Annotated in this window: 15 protein-coding genes; 11 read left to right on the top strand and 4 right to left on the bottom strand. The window is 50.6% G+C overall.

Features of this window, described 5'->3' with window-relative positions; translation table 11 throughout:
* Positions 1–34 precede the first annotated feature (34 nt).
* Together BZG25_RS03320 and BZG25_RS03315 are read left to right on the top strand one after the other, a co-directional pair.
* Positions 35–2,170 carry a glycoside hydrolase gene (locus BZG25_RS03320; RefSeq protein ID WP_077578527.1) on the top strand — a complete coding sequence of 712 codons (2,136 nt, stop codon included), beginning with the start codon at positions 35–37 and terminating at the stop codon, positions 2,168–2,170.
* A gap of 191 nt (positions 2,171–2,361) precedes the next feature.
* Entirely contained in the window at positions 2,362–3,228 is an 867-nt protein-coding gene (locus BZG25_RS03315; RefSeq protein WP_046073615.1) for an aldo/keto reductase, read from the top strand.
* Positions 3,229–3,278: 50 nt separating this feature from the next.
* Here BZG25_RS03315 and BZG25_RS03310 read toward each other — a convergent pair whose 3' ends face one another.
* Positions 3,279–3,782, bottom strand: coding sequence for a cupin domain-containing protein (locus BZG25_RS03310; RefSeq protein ID WP_077578526.1), 504 nt, complete (start codon positions 3,780–3,782; stop codon positions 3,279–3,281).
* A gap of 630 nt (positions 3,783–4,412) precedes the next feature.
* Between BZG25_RS03310 and BZG25_RS03305 the strand changes: the two genes are divergently transcribed.
* The 3 genes from BZG25_RS03305 (at position 4,413) to BZG25_RS03295 (ending at position 6,725) form a co-directional block, all read left to right on the top strand.
* A complete protein-coding gene (locus BZG25_RS03305) occupies positions 4,413–5,351 on the top strand; it encodes an AraC family transcriptional regulator (RefSeq protein WP_046073851.1) in 939 nt (312 codons plus the stop codon).
* Positions 5,352–5,382: 31 nt separating this feature from the next.
* A complete protein-coding gene (locus BZG25_RS03300) occupies positions 5,383–5,865 on the top strand; it encodes a cyclophilin-like fold protein (protein WP_158010024.1) in 483 nt (160 codons plus the stop codon).
* 179 nt (positions 5,866–6,044) lie between these two features.
* On the top strand, positions 6,045–6,725 hold the full coding sequence (locus BZG25_RS03295; protein ID WP_198531464.1) for a carboxymuconolactone decarboxylase family protein: 681 nt from the start codon (positions 6,045–6,047) through the stop codon (positions 6,723–6,725).
* A 59-nt stretch (positions 6,726–6,784) separates the two neighbouring features.
* On the opposite strand, the gene BZG25_RS03290 is transcribed toward BZG25_RS03295, so the two are convergent.
* From BZG25_RS03290 to BZG25_RS16195, 3 genes are all read right to left on the bottom strand, one after another.
* On the bottom strand, positions 6,785–7,261 hold the full coding sequence (locus BZG25_RS03290) for a Dps family protein (protein WP_046073613.1): 477 nt from the start codon (positions 7,259–7,261) through the stop codon (positions 6,785–6,787).
* Positions 7,262–7,428: 167 nt separating this feature from the next.
* The gene (locus BZG25_RS03285) at positions 7,429–8,808 is read right to left on the bottom strand and encodes an HD-GYP domain-containing protein (protein WP_077578523.1); all 1,380 of its coding nucleotides are present in this window, start codon (positions 8,806–8,808) and stop codon (positions 7,429–7,431) included.
* A 51-nt stretch (positions 8,809–8,859) separates the two neighbouring features.
* Positions 8,860–10,155 (bottom strand): PAS domain-containing methyl-accepting chemotaxis protein, encoded by a 1,296-nt coding sequence (locus BZG25_RS16195; RefSeq protein ID WP_077638524.1) that lies wholly within the window; start codon positions 10,153–10,155, stop codon positions 8,860–8,862.
* Positions 10,156–10,575: 420 nt separating this feature from the next.
* Here BZG25_RS16195 and BZG25_RS03275 point away from each other — a divergent pair, with 420 nt between their 5' ends.
* The 6 genes from BZG25_RS03275 (at position 10,576) to betA (ending at position 18,008) form a co-directional block, all read left to right on the top strand.
* Positions 10,576–11,139 (top strand): GbsR/MarR family transcriptional regulator, encoded by a 564-nt coding sequence (locus tag BZG25_RS03275; protein ID WP_046073610.1) that lies wholly within the window; start codon positions 10,576–10,578, stop codon positions 11,137–11,139.
* Between the two features lie 18 nt (positions 11,140–11,157).
* Positions 11,158–12,501: a cytochrome ubiquinol oxidase subunit I gene (locus BZG25_RS03270; RefSeq protein WP_077638523.1), complete on the top strand. Its 1,344-nt coding sequence runs from the start codon at positions 11,158–11,160 to the stop codon at positions 12,499–12,501.
* A complete protein-coding gene (cydB, locus tag BZG25_RS03265) occupies positions 12,498–13,496 on the top strand; it encodes a cytochrome d ubiquinol oxidase subunit II (protein WP_046073608.1) in 999 nt (332 codons plus the stop codon). Before BZG25_RS03270 ends, cydB begins: the two co-directional genes overlap by 4 nt.
* A 649-nt stretch (positions 13,497–14,145) precedes the next feature.
* Complete coding sequence (gene betI / locus BZG25_RS03260; protein WP_046073607.1) at positions 14,146–14,748, top strand: transcriptional regulator BetI; 603 nt, start codon at positions 14,146–14,148, stop codon at positions 14,746–14,748.
* 54 nt (positions 14,749–14,802) lie between these two features.
* Positions 14,803–16,263 (top strand): betaine-aldehyde dehydrogenase, encoded by a 1,461-nt coding sequence (betB, locus tag BZG25_RS03255; RefSeq protein ID WP_077638522.1) that lies wholly within the window; start codon positions 14,803–14,805, stop codon positions 16,261–16,263.
* Positions 16,264–16,283: 20 nt separating this feature from the next.
* A complete protein-coding gene (betA, locus tag BZG25_RS03250) occupies positions 16,284–18,008 on the top strand; it encodes a choline dehydrogenase (protein ID WP_046073605.1) in 1,725 nt (574 codons plus the stop codon).
* The last annotated feature ends 19 nt before the right edge of the window (positions 18,009–18,027 follow it).

Here is an 18,027-nt window from a genome sequence, read left to right as displayed (position 1 = left end):
TACACACGTCACCATTAACCCTAGCGATCTGAGGATGCACTGGGACAGTCTGCCCATTAATGACGCTAATTTGGCAGTGGGTCAGAAGCCCCAGCAGGTGGTGAATATACGTCACCCAGCGCCAAATCAAGTTAACTGGCGCTGGATGCCTGCCAATATCGAGGTATCTGCCACCTTGGATAACGCGTTGACGTTGTCTATGTCGTTGGATGACAACGCTAAAGTGACACGCCAACGCCCCGTTTCAGTGAATTGGTTTAATTTACCGGTCGAGGACACCCAAGCCTTATTATTGCCGTTTAGCGAAGGAATGCGAATACCCACGGATCATCCGCAATGGATTGACTATCTGCAGGCAAGCCGAGATGGTGCGAATACCACGCAAGATCTAAAAATGCCGTTTTGGACGGCTCAGATAGGTCGTCAATATGTCAGTTACCATCTAGTCACCGCCACCAATAACCGACTGAGTTTTGCTCGCAAACATGACAAACTCGCGACGGGCGCGGTTCATACCTTTACGCCGTTAAATCGCCATGACCCCTTTGTGGTAAGGATTAAACCGGGTCAGCATCCATTGGATGGGGCTAAATGGTATCGCCAGTGGCGGCAAGAGCAGCATCAAGCAACCTCGTTGGCGAAAAAAGTGCAACAAAACCCTGAAACGGCCAAGCTAATTGGCGCGACCCATGTGTATTTATTTGGTCAAGGACCGCTTGCGCGTGATGATGTGAAGGATTGGTGGGGACTTAAACATTGGGCGCTGAATACGTCACCATTGCCGCTTGATGATGAGACCAAAGCGGCGCTCCGAGAGCTTTCCGGTGACCAAGGCTGGTTTAGCAAATATCATAAAAACACTTTGGTGAATGGCATTAATCGTGCGTTGGCAGAGATCTTTTCGGCGACCGCTCCCACCGAAAAAGACAATACCATCAAACAGCAGTATCAGGCCGCGCAGCAACGTAAAAAGTGGTTAGCTTCGAGGGCAGGACAGTACCTTAAACCGGCAGACCAGTGGGGGCAGGGGCTTTCCACTGAGATGCTCGACAGTTTACACAAAGCGGGTATCCGTCAATTGTGGTTAGGCTTGGACAATTGGATGCCGGCATTTTATCAGCCGCATGTCGTCGAAAAAGCCAAGCAAGCGGGCTATTTAATTGGCCCCTATGACTCCTACAATACCGCGATCCCACGTGGCGTGAACGATAGCTGGCTGACTGCACAATTACCGGATGTGATGCGCACATCGTGTGCGATTGAACAGCGCAATGGCAAATTGAAAAAAGGGTTTCGCGGCAACGGCTTCTATCTCAATCCTGCCTGTGATGTTGATTATGTCGCTCAGCGTATCGCCGATATCATTAAATATGGACATTTCAATAGCTTGTTTATTGATGTGGATGCGACTGCGATGGCGCGAGAAGATTATCGCCGTGATACTCGCGAAGTCGATATGCTGGCGGCGTTCAATCAACGGATGAAATCGATCGTAGATCGTCAGGCTGTCGTGTTGGGCTCGGAAGATGGCAACAGTTTGACCACGCAGGGCATCGCTTTTGCTCATGGCCTAGAAACGATTGGTTTTGGATGGACAGATAAAGACATGAAGTCTAATCGTGCATCTCCCTATTATCTCGGTCCTTGGTATCCGGATAACAAGCCCGCTTTTTTCTTTCAGCCGGCGAAAGTGAAGCCGCTGTACCAAGCATTGTTATTTGCGCCCCAATTTCGTATCCCGCTTTATCAAGCGGTGTTCCATGATGAGGTGATCAATAGCCACCACTGGCATAGCGATAGCCTAAAGTTTACCAATGTTCGTGCTGAGAGAGATTTAATAGCCATGCTTTATAATGTGCCCGCCATGGTGCATTTAAGTCGTGATGAAGCAACGTCGCCATCGCAACCTCGGATTCGTGCGATTAAACATTACCAACAGGGCTTTATGCCAATTCATCAAGCCCTTTGGGACAAAGCCTTGGTGGACTTTCGTTGGTTGGATGAACGCGGACGCGTGCAGCAGACCCAATTTAGCGATGGGTCGACGCTAACCGCCAACTTTACCGACCAACCAGTCGGTATGTCGGGCATCACTGTGCCCGCAAAAGGCTTGGTGGCGCAATTGAGTGATGGAACGCAAGTGGTTTGGTCTGTGTCTGAGCAGGATTAAGGTTCGCTAATAGGATATAAGAAAGCGCGTTCACGTTCTGTACGATTAGGCAATAAACCGCAAGGAATGCGTATTAATCAATGAGCCTGATTCGAGCATCATTTGGGTCATAAAGCGAGGTCTAATCACTTCGCTTTAATGCTCCCGCTGGCAGGGAGCCCTCAACTAGTTAAATAGATGGAGCGATCGAAATGATACTCGAAGAGACTTATTCACTGACGAATGGTATTGCGATTCCGAAGCTGGCTCTTGGAACCTGGATGATTGAAGGTGAATCCGCAACAAATGCTGTAACTTCGGCCATTGAACTTGGCTATCGGCACATTGATACGGCTCAGGATTACGGTAACGAAGCGGAAGTAGCCGATGGTGTGCGCGCCAGTTCCGTTGAGCGTGAGCAGATTTTCGTCACCAGCAAGCTGGCCGCCCGTCACAAGACCTATGAAGATGCCGCTGCTGCGATTGACGAATCCCTCGAAAAAATGGGGTTAGACTATCTGGACCTGATGATCATCCACAGCCCGCAACCCTGGGATCACTTCGGAACTGAAGACCGATTTGCTAAAGGCAACCAGGAAGCCTGGCGCGCCCTGGAAGACGCCTACAATGCCGGAAAACTGAAAGCCATCGGGCTGTCCAACTTCCAGGAAGCAGACATTGATAACATCGTCCAGCATAGCCGTGTCGCGCCGATGGTTCATCAGGTCCTGGCGCACGTGACCAATGTGCCGACGGCGTTGATCGAGTATTCACGTAATAAAGGCATGCTGGTAGAAGCTTATTCTCCGGTAGGGCATGGTGAGCTTTTCAAAAACGAGGCGATTATCAAAATGGCGGAGAGATATCAGGTGTCTGTGCCACAGCTGTGCATTCGTTATGACCTGCAACTCGGCCTTCTGCCGCTGCCTAAAACGGCGAAGCCGGCTCACATGGCCAACAATGCCGATGTGGATTTCGTCATTTCAGAGGCGGACATGCAGTCGTTGAGCGCCTTGGAGCCCATTCGGGATTACGGCAACGCAAGTCAGTTTCCGGTATTCCAGCAAGTTGATGGGTAAATCCCGGGATCGAAAAAAGCCCCTCTATCGTTGGAGGGGCTTTTTCGTTGTTACTCGACCTTTGCCAGCGCTTTTTCGTAGTCTTCGTTGCTTACCTTTTCTTTCCAGATCACGTTTTCACCATCTTTACTGGCGGTCACAACGAAGTGCTTCATGGGCGCGTCCGGTGTTGTGCCATGCCAGTGATCGAGATCGGGTGGGCACCACACTGCTTCGCCCTCATGAAACTTGATGACATGACCATCCCGCGTGCCAGTCAGTGCGGTGCCTTGGGTCACCACCATGTGCTGACCGGCAGGGTGTTCATGCCACGCCGTACGAGCGCCTGGTGAGAAAGTGACGTAGGCACCGCTATAGTGGGCACTCTCGTTGCTTGGAAAAACAATGTCTACCTGAACCTCTCCGGTGAAAAGATCGCTCGGCCCGGCAAAGGATTTCTGCGTGTCCTCGGAGTAATGGGTCTGACTGTGGGATTCTTCGGCTGTTGCACTTGAGCCGACGGTCATACCCACCAGGGTTGCCGCTACGCTTTGAAACAGGGATTTTTTGAACATAGTTATGTCTCCATATCAGTATTTGATCGGTTTGGATGCCACATATTGATTAGAACACCTGATCCCTGGCCTTTTTTATCCACATCCTGTTCGTTTATTGCTCATTTCTCTTTGTTTCGCCTAAATGAGGTGATCAACTATTATTCGATAGTATTTAATGCGCGCCATTGTTTACGGACCACGGTTCAGAAAAAAGCTTCAGGTACGTTGTCAAGCTGATGAAAACGAAAGTAGTAAAGCTTTTTTGGGAATGAATGGCGTGTCGAAATTGTTGATTTGCTCGGGGGCGTTGCATCTTCAATACCCGAAGTTTGGCCAATAGGGGAAAGTCGTTCAGTCTGTTAACACCGAGGATTGGAACCCGTGTAAACCTGGACGGTGCGCAATCAGAGCGATTTAGCAACTGGTGGGAATAGGCAATATCGTGGTTGTGCGGTAACAAATTTTGTAAGCCATTAGCCGGCTAGGCAGAGATAACCCAATACTCTCGATTTATTGCCTGATTCTACGGGCAAGGCGGGGTAGACGTGAACTGCTGCGGTAAATGAGCTTAAATGGTTACAGACCACCCAAATGACGATCTGGTCACTCATCAAGTTGGAACAGAGATTACTTAAGGGGCATAGGATCATGTCTGATACCGACAAATCTGAGAGCTACCGGCCCGAATTAGCCTGGGATCGCGGGGCGAAAGGTCTGGCCTCCAGAATCGAGATGCTGACTGGGGACGCGAATCGTCTGGATACGGACATCCAAGGGCTCTGTCTTCATCGCTGGCCGCACCCCACTGACCCTACCAGCTACATGTTGGCGCCCAGTATTTGCCTGATTGGCCTGGGCCGTAAACAGGTGGTGGTCGGGGAAGACACATTCCTCTACGACGCCAGTCAGTTCTTGATTACCTCTATTGATCTGCCAGTAGTCTCCAAAATCATCGAAGCCTCCAAAGAGAAGCCGTATCTGGGGCTCACCATGGAGATGGATTTTCAGATGCTGTCGCAGCTGATCATGGATAACCCGGCCCACATCGCGCGCGAGCAAACTGATAAGTCCCTGGGCATTGCGGTCAATAATGTCGATGCGCCGTTGCTTGACGCCTTCAACCGGTTGCTGGACCTTGTGGACGAGCCGGAGGACAGTGCCGTACTGGCACCACTCATTCAACGCGAAATTCTCTACCGGCTGCTGAAAGGAGATCAGGGCGCACGCCTTCGAAATATGGCGGCCTCTGGCCAGAACGGTTATCGGATTTCCAAAACCATTGAGTGGCTGAAGAAACATTATCGGGAGTCCATAAAAGTGGAGGAGATGGCTGGCCGGGCGGGGTTGAGCGTCTCCGCCTTTCATCACCATTTCCGTGCAATGACCGCGATGACACCTCTTCAGTACCAGAAGCGCATGCGACTCAGCGAAGCGCGTCGATTGATGCTGACCGAGCATGTGGATGCCTCACGGGCCGCTTTTCAGGTGGGGTACGAGAGCCCATCACAATTCAGTCGTGAATACAGCCGGATGTTTGGAGCTCCGCCGATGCAGGACATTCGCAATTTAGTACAGCAGTCTGCCTGACCGGTTCGTGCTGAATCTTGAAGAACTTTGTATGAAACCTTTTCGGTTGAAGAAAACCCCACTTTCTCTGCTACTTATTTTGCTTACCCTGGCGGGGGAGGTTTTATCTGTGTCGGCCGAGCCGCAATCCCGTTTAACTGAGGAGAAATCCATGCGGAATCAAACAGACATCATTCTGAACATAGACGGTTCGATCGTCCAAGTGCGACTGGCAGACTCGGTTGCCACACGGGATTTTCTGGCGCAGCTGCCACTGACACTGGAGTTTGAGGATTATCACGGTATTGAAAAGGTCAGTGACTTGCCAAGCCGCCTTTCAACGGATGATGCGCCAGCTGGCTTTGACCCGCAGGTGGGAAGCTTCACCTACTATGCCCCCTGGGGAAACCTTGCAATCTTTTACCAGGATTTCGGCTACGCAAATTCGCTGGTCAACCTTGGAACGGTCGTCAGTGGGATGAAGCATTTAAAGAGATCCGAACGGTTCACAGCCACCATCTCTCTGGCTCCGTAGCCGTTTTCGCCTCTCGCTGGAGAAAAGTCACATTACCTACCAACCCATCATTGGAAGACTTTGCTATGAGAAAGCTTGCACATACCGTTGTACCATTGGCCCTTTGCTTTTCCGGGGTCGCGTTCGGGCAGGGCCCCGCCTCAGGTCCGGAGCTCAGTCTGCCGGGAAGCGCGCCATCCTTGGAGCAGATTCGATCGGTCTCGCCTGCCTTGGCGTCCTACACGGAGAACCTAGTTCTGGAAGAGGTCTGGAACCGTCCGGGGCTGTCTGCCCGTGACCGAAGTGTTGTTACGCTGGCTGCGCTGATCTCCCGCAATCAGCAGGTCGAGCTGCCTTACCACGTCAACCTGGCGCTGGATAACGGGGTTGAGCCCTCCGAAATTTCAGAGCTTATTACCCATCTGGCGTTTTATTCCGGGTGGGCGAACGCCATGTCTGCCGTTGCTGTTACTGCGAACGTCTTCGAAGCCAGAGGTGTAAAGGCCTCTGAGTTGCCTGCGGTATCGCCGGAGCTTTTGCCGCTGGATAAAGAAGCTGAGGTGAAACGCCAAACCTTCGTGCAGGACACCTTTGGCGAGGTGTCGCAGGGTGTGGTGGACTATACCGAAAGTGCGCTCTTCCTGGATCTCTGGCTCAGGCCAGGATTAAAGCCTAGGGATCGAAGCCTCGTGACCGTCAGTGCACTCATCTCTACCGGCAAAGTCGAACAGGTTCCGTTCCATCTGAACAAGGCAATGACCAATGGGCTGAGTGAGGAGCAAGCCTCAGAAGTACTTACGCATCTCGCGTTCTATGCTGGTTGGCCGAACGTTTTCTCGGCGATGCCGGTAGTGAAAAAGGTATTCGCGGATAGAGATTAACTCACGAACAAAACCCGATCAGGCGACCTCGAAGGATAGCCTTCGAGGTCGCAGGGAGATTAGTTGAGGTAAGCGTTAAGCATCCACATCAGTTTTTCTTGTTCGCGGATGTAATCGCTCATCAATGCAGATGTCCCTTCATCGCCGGCATCACCAGCAAGGTTCATGATATCGCGTTGTAGGCCAATCAGAACGCTAAAGCCTTCGACCAGCGCACGTACGCCAGCTTGACCATTCGCTTCGGGTGCGTGCTCTTTAATTTCACTGACCTTCAGGTACTCGCTGAAGCGATGCTCGGCGGTGCCACCGATGGTGAGAATGCGCTCAGCCACTTCATCAATCTTGGTTTGAAGATCGGTATAAATCTCTTCAAATTTGGTATGCAACTCGAAAAAGTCGTTGCCTTTGATGTTCCAGTGAAAACCACGCACATTGGTGTATAGCACTTGGTAGTTCGCCAATAGCGTATCCAAACGCGCGCCTAGATCGGCGGCTTTGCTGCTGTCTAGTCCAATCAATGCTGCTTGCTTACTCATTTAATGCCTCCTTAGTGGCAAATCAATGTGTTCGACCCTTCGCTTATCGCGAGTGCCAAGCACTGGAAACGGTTCGTTCCAAACGATGTGAATAGAGTAACTACCCGATATAAAAAAAGAAAATGGAGTTAACCTATATACGCGATAGGTGATATCTATGATGTGATCTAGGTATCGTCATGAACAATAAAGTGGTCAGGCAGTCGCTCGAGGCCAGCAATTAGCGCCTGTAAACATTGCGTGTCAATGGCAGTCCCTGTCTCCTCTTTCATGATCGAGAGGGCTTTGTTCATCGGAATAGGGCCACGATAGGGGCGCTCTGCAGTGATCGCATCGAAAATATCCGCGGTGGTGATAATGCGAGTGAGCAAAGAAATGTCATCGCTTTTGATACCTTCAGGGTACCCAGTACCATCGAGCTTTTCGTGATGAGCGCTGGCGAACTTGGCGAGGTGATCGAATTGGTGGATTTTCGATAAGATGGTTTTGCTCAGTGCTGCATGGCGTTTAACGTGCTCCCATTCGTCGTCATCCAGTTTTCCCGGTTTATCGAGCACATCATTGCTCACGCCGAGCTTGCCAATATCGTGCAGTAACGCGCCACGCTTTAGCCATTTTTTATCCTGTTCACTGATGCCAAGTTCATCAGCAATTAAGCTGGCGTAAACGGCCACGCGCTCGCTGTGTCCGGAGGTGAAAGGGCTTTTGGCATCAACAATGCGTCCGAAAGCCGCCGCAATGTCATCCAGATAGTCATCGTCGACCCAGATACATGTGTCTGCCGGCGTCATCGACAGTACGTCTTCTTTTAATGCGGGGCTGTCCAGCTGCTGCCAAAACTGCGGATCGCGCGCTATCTGTAAAAAGGTGTCGACGAGCGTCGGATCAAACCAAGTACCGCGGCGGTTTTTTAGCTCGCTGAGTGCGGCGTCGACACCGGACTCGGTTCGGAACACATCAATGACCTGTGTCATCAATGCGATGCGCGAAAATAAAGGGATCTGTTCGGCTTTTAACTGGTCAGGACGCCCTCCGCCATCATAGTGTTCATCCAGCGCATAGATGGCTTCAGCAACGGTTTCATTAAAACGCAAATCGCGTGCGACATCGGCTCCGCGGGTACATCGTGTTTCAATCAGCTCTTGCGCATACATGTCACCGTTGCGGATGATATCAAGTGTCGTCGAGAGCTTTTGCATGAAGCCGCGTTTGACGCCGGTATTTTTAAGTACAAAGTTGAGTACGCTGGACAAGCTACCATCGACAACTTTGTAGCTTTGTTTAAAGGCCAAGTCGTTGGTGAGGTAAAGCTCACAGATCCGTGCCGCATTACTGCTGCAGCCCGCATCTTTTAGCAGCAACGTATAGAAAAGATCATGACGTTGTTGATCATCGAGCGCTAAGGCGTCAGCGAGTTTCATTCCTAACCACGTGCAGCGCATACAGTGCTCAGGAGGCTGCCCCTCGGTCATATCCAACGCGGTACTTAACGCCAAAATGAGCTCCGATAATTTCAACTGTGTGGCGCTGCTGGCTTGGGTGTGCATGTTATTCCTTATCCTTGATGCTCATCGCGACCGGATGGCAATGACCGACAGTTAGTGTGTCAGGCGACGAACGGTAGCAGAGACCTCTTCTGCACCAGCATGAATATCGGTCATCACAGTATCGGCGGCGGTTACCTTTTCCTGTCCGAGCGTAGATTGTTCAGTGACTTTTGCCATCGCATCGCTTACCCCTTTGATCAGTTGTAGGTTTTCATCGACGACATCGGCAATTTCGGTGGTAGATTGGCTGGTACGTTGTGATAAACCGCGCACTTCATCTGCGACGACGGCAAAACCACGTCCTTGTTCGCCGGCGCGTGCGGCCTCAATCGCTGCGTTCAATGCTAGGAGGTTGGTTTGTTCCGCGATCTGCTTAATGGTGGTCACGATGTTTTCGATACTTTGTGCGTGCTCACTCAATTGATTGACTTGATTCGCGGCTTCGCCCGCTTGGTCGGTCACGCTTTGTGATAAGGTCACGGCCTCTTGCAGCAGTGCACTGCCTTTTTCACTATCGCTAAGGGTTTGTTCTGACGAAGCTTGAGCGAGTTCAGCCGCTTGATTGACCGCTTGGTTTCGTTTCACCGTATCGGTGATGGCGGTAGCGAACTTGATCACCTGACGCACGTTTCCCTCCACATCAAAAACGGGATTATAGGTGGCTTCCAACCACACCTCATTGCCATGTTTGTCGCGGCGCAGGTATTGCCCGGAGGTGAATTGTCCTCGAGCTAAATTCTCCCAAAAGTCAGGGTTTTCATCATAAAAGTCCTGATCACAGAAGAGGCGGTGATGCTGGCCTTTGATCTCGTGATCTTGGTAGCCTACCGCGGTGAGGAAGTTATCGTTGGCACGAATAATCGTGCCATCCGGTTCAAATTCAATCACCGCCAATGAGCGATTAATCGCCGCCAATATGGCTTCTTGTCGACGCGCATCCTGGTGCGGCTTGGTGACATCCGCGGCTAGCTTGCGAATACTGACTACCTTACCGTTGGCATCTTTAATGGGGACATAGGTCGCTTCCAGCCAAATCTCCGCGCCGGTCTGATGGCGGCGACGAAACACCCCTTTTTGTGACTTTCCTTGTGCGAGCGATTGCCAAAACTGCCGATAGCTTGATGCTTGGCTGGTTTCCTCGAAACAGACCGTGCGATGATGCTGTCCGATCACTTCATCATAGGTGTAGCCGATGATATTTAGCAATTTGTCATTCACATCGGTAATAATGCCATCGGGTGTGAAGGTGATGGTCGCAATATGTGCTTGGATAGCATTGAGTTCTGCTTGGAGCGAGGCTTTTTCTGCTCGGCAGGTGTCCAGCTCTCGCTGCGTCTTTTTGAACATGACAGCAAACTTCCTTTTGTTCAGGTATTAATCATTGGTGCGCCATGTCGAATCGTTATAAGTTCGCGCACGCTGAGGAGTATAGCGCCTAGTGATGTCTCGCATGTGACATTGTCCCCAAATATATCGTGGTTTCCAGTATAAAAAACCATTTCTGTTGAGAGACTCGATGTTTATAAACCTCTCAATTGTGTATCTGTTTGTGTGTTTCCCCTTTCTTTTGCGTCTGTGAATACGTAATCTGTGTGACTTCGATCATGTTTAATCATAGCCGACTGTAACGTATCCATAACCTCTCCTTACGTTTGCTTACAACTTCGCTTTTCTATTTTCAATAATTTCTGAAATTTCCAAATTTTCATTGATCCCCCGCAAAGAAACTCCGTATTATTTCTCAAAGGCACTGCGAGGGAGATCAAGATGGAGCTGTCACAAGAACTACGTAATGTGGTGATGCACTTTGGTGAAATGGGAAGTCGCTGGGGCTTTAACCGTTCGGTGGGCGAAATGCTGGCACTGATTGTTTTGAGTGAGCATCCACTGAGCGCAGACGACATTGTGTCGGCACTCAACATTTCTCGTGGCAATGTCAGTATGGCAACCAAAGAGCTGCAAGGCTGGCACTTGATCCGTTCGCAGCGCACCCCTGGAGATAGAAAGGACTACTTTGTGCCGAATGGCACTATCTGGGAATTGGCGCAGCAAGTTCTCGCCGAAAGGAAGAAGCGAGAAGTCGACCCTACCTTATCTATGCTGCGCTCACACTTTATGCGGAGTGAAGACGACGCAGAGAGTCACTCGGTTAAACAGTTGCACGAAATCCACGATCTCCTAGAGCTGTTTAACCACTGGTTTGACGATGTGCAGCAAATGAAACCTGAACATCTAAAAAACTTGATGAAGCTGGGTAGCAGTGTCGGCAAGCTTCTTGAGCTGTCCGGCAAGCTGTTTCACAGCAAATCCAACGAAGAATCGGGTAGTTAACCTCCTGAGGGTAATGTCATGTTAGATACATTAATGTTGTCGCGGATCCAGTTTGCGGCCAACATCAGTTTCCACATCCTGTTTCCCACCATCACGATAGCACTTGGGTGGATGCTGGTGTTTTTCAAGTTCCGGCACAACCGTACCGGTGAGCAAATCTGGTTGGATACCTACTACTTCTGGGTAAAAGTGTTCGCGCTCACGTTTGCGCTAGGGGTGGTGTCTGGGATCACCATGAGTTTCCAGTTCGGCACCAATTGGCCTGGCTTTATGGAAAAGGTCGGTAATATTGCCGGCCCACTGTTGGGTTATGAGGTGATGACCGCCTTTTTCATGGAGGCGACCTTCCTTGGCATTATGCTGTTTGGTAAAAATCGTGTCCCGAACTGGGTGCACACATTAGCGACGCTGCTGGTAGCGATTGGTACCACTATTTCTGCGTTCTGGATTTTGGTGCTGAACAGCTGGATGCATACGCCAACCGGTTTTGAAATCATCGATGGTGTGGTGCATCCAACCAGTTGGTTCGAGGTGATTTTTAATCCGTCCATGCCGTATCGTTTAAGCCATATGCTGCTGGCGTCTGGCCTGACGGCTTCTTTCTTGATCGCCGGTATTTCCGCCTACCAGAAGTTGAAGTCGCCTAAATCAGGTGTGGCAGATAAACCATTAAAAGTAGGGATCACGGCTGCTGCCATCCTTATTCCCTTGCAAATTTTTGTCGGTGATATGCACGGTCTCAATACCCTTGAACATCAGCCGCAGAAGATTGCGGCCATGGAAGGGGTTTGGGAAACCGAGCAGGGTGCACCTTTGTTGCTGTTTGCGGTACCGAATGAAGAGACCCGTTCTAACGACTTTGAAATTGGGATCCCGAATCTAGCGAGCTTAATTCTGACGCACCAGCTCGACGGCGAGATCAAAGGGCTGGAAAGCTTTGACTATCATCCACCGGTGAAGCCGTTGTTCTTTGGTTTCCGCATTATGGTCGGAGTGGGCGTATTGATGCTGCTGGTAAGCTGGTTCACAGCGTATCGCGTGTGGCGTAACCAGCCGATGCCCAAGTGGCACTTAATCGGCCTGGTCGCTATGACGTTTTCCGGTTGGGTGGCCACGCTTTCAGGTTGGTATGTGACGGAAATCGGTCGTCAGCCCTGGCTGGTGCAAGGGGTGCTTAAAACCGCCGATGCGGTCACTCCAGTCGCGAGCTCGCACGTGGGGATTACCTTAACCATTTACCTGACGCTCTACGCGGTGCTAATGGTGGCGTATATCCGCACCTTATTCTTTTTGGCGAAAAAACGCCTGCCTGAATATCAATCAGACAATCACGCTCAGCCTGAGAAAGAGGTGAACGTATGAGCATAACTCCTTATCTGCCTGAAATTTATCTGCTGCTGTTTGGCTTTTCGGTCTTCATGTATGCCGTACTTGACGGCTACGACCTTGGCGTCGGTATGCTGTTACCAAGCTGCAATCAGGCGCAGCGTGACCGTATGATTGCGTCAATTGGTCCCTTTTGGGATGCCAACGAAACCTGGCTGGTGTTGGCGGTGGGATTGTTGCTGATTGCTTTCCCAGCGGCCCACAGCATGATTTTGACTGAACTGTACCTGCCAACGTCTGTGATGCTAGCAGGGCTTATCTTGCGTGGTGTCTCTTTTGATTTTCGTGCCAAGGTGAAGCCAGAGCGTAAAGATCTCTGGGACCGTTGTTTTAAAGCCGGGTCTTTTATCGCGTCAATGACGCAAGGCTACATGATTGGTCGCTATGTGTTGGCCTTTGATGACAGCACAGGCTCATATTTGTTTGCGCTATTAAGCGGCCTCTGTGTTACCGCAGCGTACATCTATATCGGCGGTACCTGGCTGGTGATGAAAACCGAGGGGGATTTGCAAAAACGTGCGGCTAAATGGTCACGTCGTGGCGGTTGGCTGGCAGCACTGGGGGTGTTAGCGATCAGTATTGTCAATCCTCTGGTCAGTGAGACAGTCGCAGCGCGTTGGTTTGGCTTCCCTGAAATTTTATTACTCGCACCCGTCCCGTTGGTTTGTCTTGCCATCATGCTGCTTGTTGATCGCTACCTACGCCACGTACCGGTCGAAAACGATGTGGGATACCAGTTCCCGTTCATTGGTGCAATTTTCCTATTCGCATTGAGTTTCTTTGGTCTCGCGTATAGCTTTTTCCCCGATATTATTCCTGGGGTGATGACAGCAAAAGAAGCGGCCAGTGCGCCGGGTACCTTATTGATTGTGGGCTATGGTGCCATGTTTGTCTTGCCCATGATCTTCTTGTATACCCTGTTTGTTTATCGTGTCTTCTCGGGGAAAGCGACAGAGCTTAACTACGAGTAAGGCGACGTTAACATCATCGATGAGGCGCTCAGGCTTTTTGACAGGCCTGAGCGCTTTTTTATGCCCTCCTTGTGGCTGGCCTTAAACGCGCTTCTATTAAGCGATGTCAAGGTTGCCTGTTATCGCTTCATGCATCACGCTGCGACGTCATAAAACTTGTCACCCTAAACATTTAGGGGGTTAACCATTACATCTCATTTATTTGTCGTCCGTTTAGTACGACGCTTTCCTCTCTTTATCTTATTGTGACGATCCGTGCCTAACTACCACTTGTGGCTAATTAGTAGCGATATTCCTCTAATGTGCCGCATTTTGCTGTTATCTTTTTATTGTTATGTGGGTGGCACGTCTCCGTCGTCGAGACAATGAAGCGTTTTTCTTCTTTATGCCCCTTATTAAAGCCAGCTTTTAGGGTTTGGTAAGGCGGTTTTTTACACGATTTGCTCACAAATAGTGCTATCATCACAAAATATTAGGTCTGGAATCAGTCAGGGTAAAATTGACCTAAATCATTGTTTTGTCTTTATCTAGCTGTTTTTTGGTAGGGGTGGGTGTAGCAAATTGGTTAAAAATAATGTTTGAGATCTAAAGATTAGCGTGTAAGATTATCTTTAACTAATCGTTCAATTAAAAACGAATGGGAGACGAAATGCCTAAGGTAGGGATGCCGGAAGTACGAAAACCGCAACTTGTTAGAGCCACCATGACGGTGATTGGTCGAGTGGGGCTACATGCGGCAAGTATTTCTCTGATTAGTAAGGAAGCCGGCGTATCGACAGGCATTATCAACCACTACTTCGGTGGTAAGCATGGCTTGCTGGAAGAAACGATGCGCGTGGTATTGCGCGAGCTTTCAGCCACTGTGATCGGCGCATTGAAAGAAATTCCGCGTCATCACCACCAAGCGCGTATTAACGCGATTATTAATGCCAACTTTGAAGGTTTTCAGGCCAAATCTGATGTGGTTAAAACCTGGTTGGCGTTCTGGTCTTATGCCATGCATGACAACGAGTTACATCGTTTACAACGCGTGAACGAGAAACGCTTGCTGTCACATTTGCGCATTGAACTTCGCGCACTATTGCCAGAAGAGCAGGCTGCGATGGTTGCTCAGGGGATTGCCGCATTGATTGATGGTATCTGGTTACGTGGTGCATTGAACCCTAAAGGTATTGATGCCAACAACGCACGCACCATTATCAATGACTATTTGGATAAGCAACTGACCTTTTATGGTCGTCCTCAGAGCTAAGCCTCAACAGAGCCTTACATGCACACTCGAACAGAAATGAATTCAGGATTAATCATGGATGCGAAAACGCTTTTTATTAACGGTCAGCTTACCTCCGCAACAAGCGGTGAGCAGTTTGCAACGGTAAACCCAGCAACGGGCGAGACACTGGCGCAAATTGGCCAAGCCTCGGCAGACGATGTGCAAGCTGCGGTGGATGCCGCTAAGCAAGGTTTTGCGGTTTGGTCACGTATGACGGCCATGGAGCGTAGCCGTATTTTGCTTAAAGCCGTTGCGTTGTTACGTGAGCGTAATGATGAGCTAGCTAAACTGGAAGTACTAGACACCGGTAAACCGATGCAAGAAGCGGTAGAGGTTGACGTGGTGACGGGCGCGGATGCGATTGAGTACTTTGCTAACTTGGTACCATCAATGCAAGGTGAGCAGCAACCGCTTTCTGACAACCAATTCTTCTACACCCGTCGTGAGCCACTGGGTGTGTGTGCAGGCATTGGTGCATGGAACTATCCGATTCAAATTGCCATGTGGAAGTCAGCACCTGCCTTGGCCGCCGGTAATGCCATGGTTTTCAAACCGTCTGAAGAAACGCCGCTGACCGCACTGAAACTGGCAGAGATCTTTGCTGAAGCGGGTATACCTGCCGGCGTATTTAATGTGGTGCAAGGTGATTATCGTGTGGGTCAAATGCTGACGGCACATCCTGAGATTGCCAAAGTCTCGTTTACTGGTGAAGTGGGCACGGGCAAAACCGTGATGGGTGACGCCGCGAAGACCCTGAAATCAGTCACGATGGAACTAGGCGGTAAATCGCCATGTATCGTGTTTGATGATGCCGACCTGGACAACGCGGTATCCGCAGCAATGGTGGCAAACTTCTACACCCAGGGTGAAGTGTGTACGCACGGTACACGTGTGTTTGTTCATGACAGCATCTATGACCGCTTTATTGAACAGCTTAAACATCGTACTGAAAAGCTTGTTATCGGTGACCCAACCGACATGAACACGCAAATTGGTGCGCTGATCTCAACCGAGCACCTTGAGAAAGTGATGACGGCTATCGAGACCGCAAAGCAAAGCGGCGCGACCTTGCTCTCTGGGGGGTATCGCGTGACTGAGAATGGTCTCGACAAGGGGAACTTTGTTGCCCCAACCATCTTTACTGACTGTGATGACAGCATGGCGCATGTTCGTGACGAGATCTTTGGCCCTGTGATGTCAGTGCTGCGTTTCTCTGACGAGGAAGAAGTGGTAGCACGTGCCAACAATACTCACTATGGCCTAGCGGCTGGTGTCTTCACCCAAAACCTATCGCGTGCACATCGCATTATTCATCAACTCGAAGCGGGTATTTGCTGGGTCAATACCTGGGGCGATTCGCCGGCTGAAATGCCTGTCGGTGGCTATAAGCATTCAGGGGTAGGGCGTGAAAATGGTGTCGAAACCCTCACGCATTATACCCAAACCAAGAGTGTGTTGATCGAGCTTGGCGACTTCGCCAGCCCTTACGCCTAATTTCTAACGGAGCGACCAATATGTCACAACGCTACGATTATATTATCGTCGGCGCGGGTTCGGCCGGCTGTGCATTGGCTGATCGGCTGACTGAGTCAGGCCAACATCAAGTGTTATTGCTGGAAGCCGGTGGTACCGATAAGAGCATTTTTATTCAGATGCCAACGGCGCTATCGATCCCGATGAATACCAAACGCTACGCGTGGCAGTTTGAATCTTTGCCTGAGCCAGGCCTTGACGGCCGCCAACTGCATTGTCCACGTGGCAAAGTGCTGGGTGGAAGCTCATCGATTAATGGCATGGTGTATGTCCGCGGTCACGCTTGTGACTTTGAAGAGTGGGTTGAGCACGGTGCTAACGGTTGGGATTACGCGAGCTGTTTGCCGTACTTTAAGCGCGCAGAAACCTGGTCTGGCGGTGCCGATACTTACCGTGGCGGTCAGGGGCCTGTGGGCACATGTAACGGTAACGACATGAAACTCAACCCGCTGTATCAAGCCTTTATTGATGCGGGTGTCGAAGCAGGCTATCCCGAAACCAACGATTACAACGGTTATCAGCAAGAGGGCTTTGGCCCTATGCACATGACCGTCGATAAGGGCGTGCGTGCCTCAACGTCGAACGCTTATCTGCGCCGCGCACTGAAGCGCAGCAACCTGACCTTGAAAAAAGGTGTGGTCACCCGCCGCATCTTGTTGGAAGGCAAGCGCGCGGTGGGCGTGGAATTTGAAAAAGGCGGCAACATCGAGCATGTGATGGCCGACAAAGAAGTCATTTCGAGTGCGGGTTCAGTGGGATCGCCACAGCTGCTGCAGTTATCAGGGATTGGTTCACGTGATGTGCTCGAGAAAGCTGGCGTAGATGTTAAGCATGAACTGCCGGGTGTGGGTGAAAACCTGCAAGATCACCTCGAAGTCTACTTCCAGTTCCACTGCAAACAGCCTATTACGCTTAATAGCAAGCTGGGCCTTATCAGCAAAGGCATGATTGGCACTGAGTGGATCTTAACCCGTAAGGGGCTGGGTGCCACCAACCACTTTGAGTCATGCGCTTTTATTCGCTCTCGCGAAGGATTGAAGTGGCCGAACGTTCAGTATCACTTCTTGCCTGCAGCTATGCGCTATGACGGCAAAGCCGCGTTTGATGGCCATGGTTTTCAGGTACACGTCGGCCCGAACAAACCAGAGAGCCGCGGCCACGTTCGGATCAAATCAGCCGATCCGCACGATAAGCCGTCAATCTTATTTAACTACATTACCACCGAGCAAGATCGCCAAGACTGGCGTGACACCATCCGTTTGACCCGTGAAATCATGGCGCAAAACGCGATGGATACCTTCCGCGGCGATGAAATTCAGCCGGGCAATGATGTTCAGTCTGATGAAGCGATTGACCGTTGGGTGAAAGACAACGTGGAAAGCGCGTATCACCCCTCGTGTACTTGCAAAATGGGCGCCGACGATGACGCATTGGCTGTGCTTGATGAGCAGTGCCGTGTGCGTGGAATTCAAGGGTTGCGGGTGGTGGACTCGTCTGTCTTCCCGACAATCCCTAACGGCAACCTAAATGCCCCAACCATCATGGTAGCGGAGCGCGCCGCTGACATGATCCTTGAAAAGCCACTCTTGCCTGCCGAGCAGGTGCCAGTATGGATTGCGGCTGAGTGGCAGCACAAGCAACGCAATCAAAACGCGCAGAGTGATGATGCCACCGTTGGTGAGCACACACTAGAAACTAATCAGTAAGCATTACAAGGAAACTAAG

Source organism: Salinivibrio sp. ML198 (genome assembly GCF_001996015.1).
Classification (GTDB): Bacteria; Pseudomonadota; Gammaproteobacteria; order Enterobacterales; family Vibrionaceae; genus Salinivibrio; species Salinivibrio siamensis.
The sequence above is the reverse complement of the archived record's forward strand: the minus strand, read 5'-3'. Positions and strand labels throughout refer to the sequence as shown.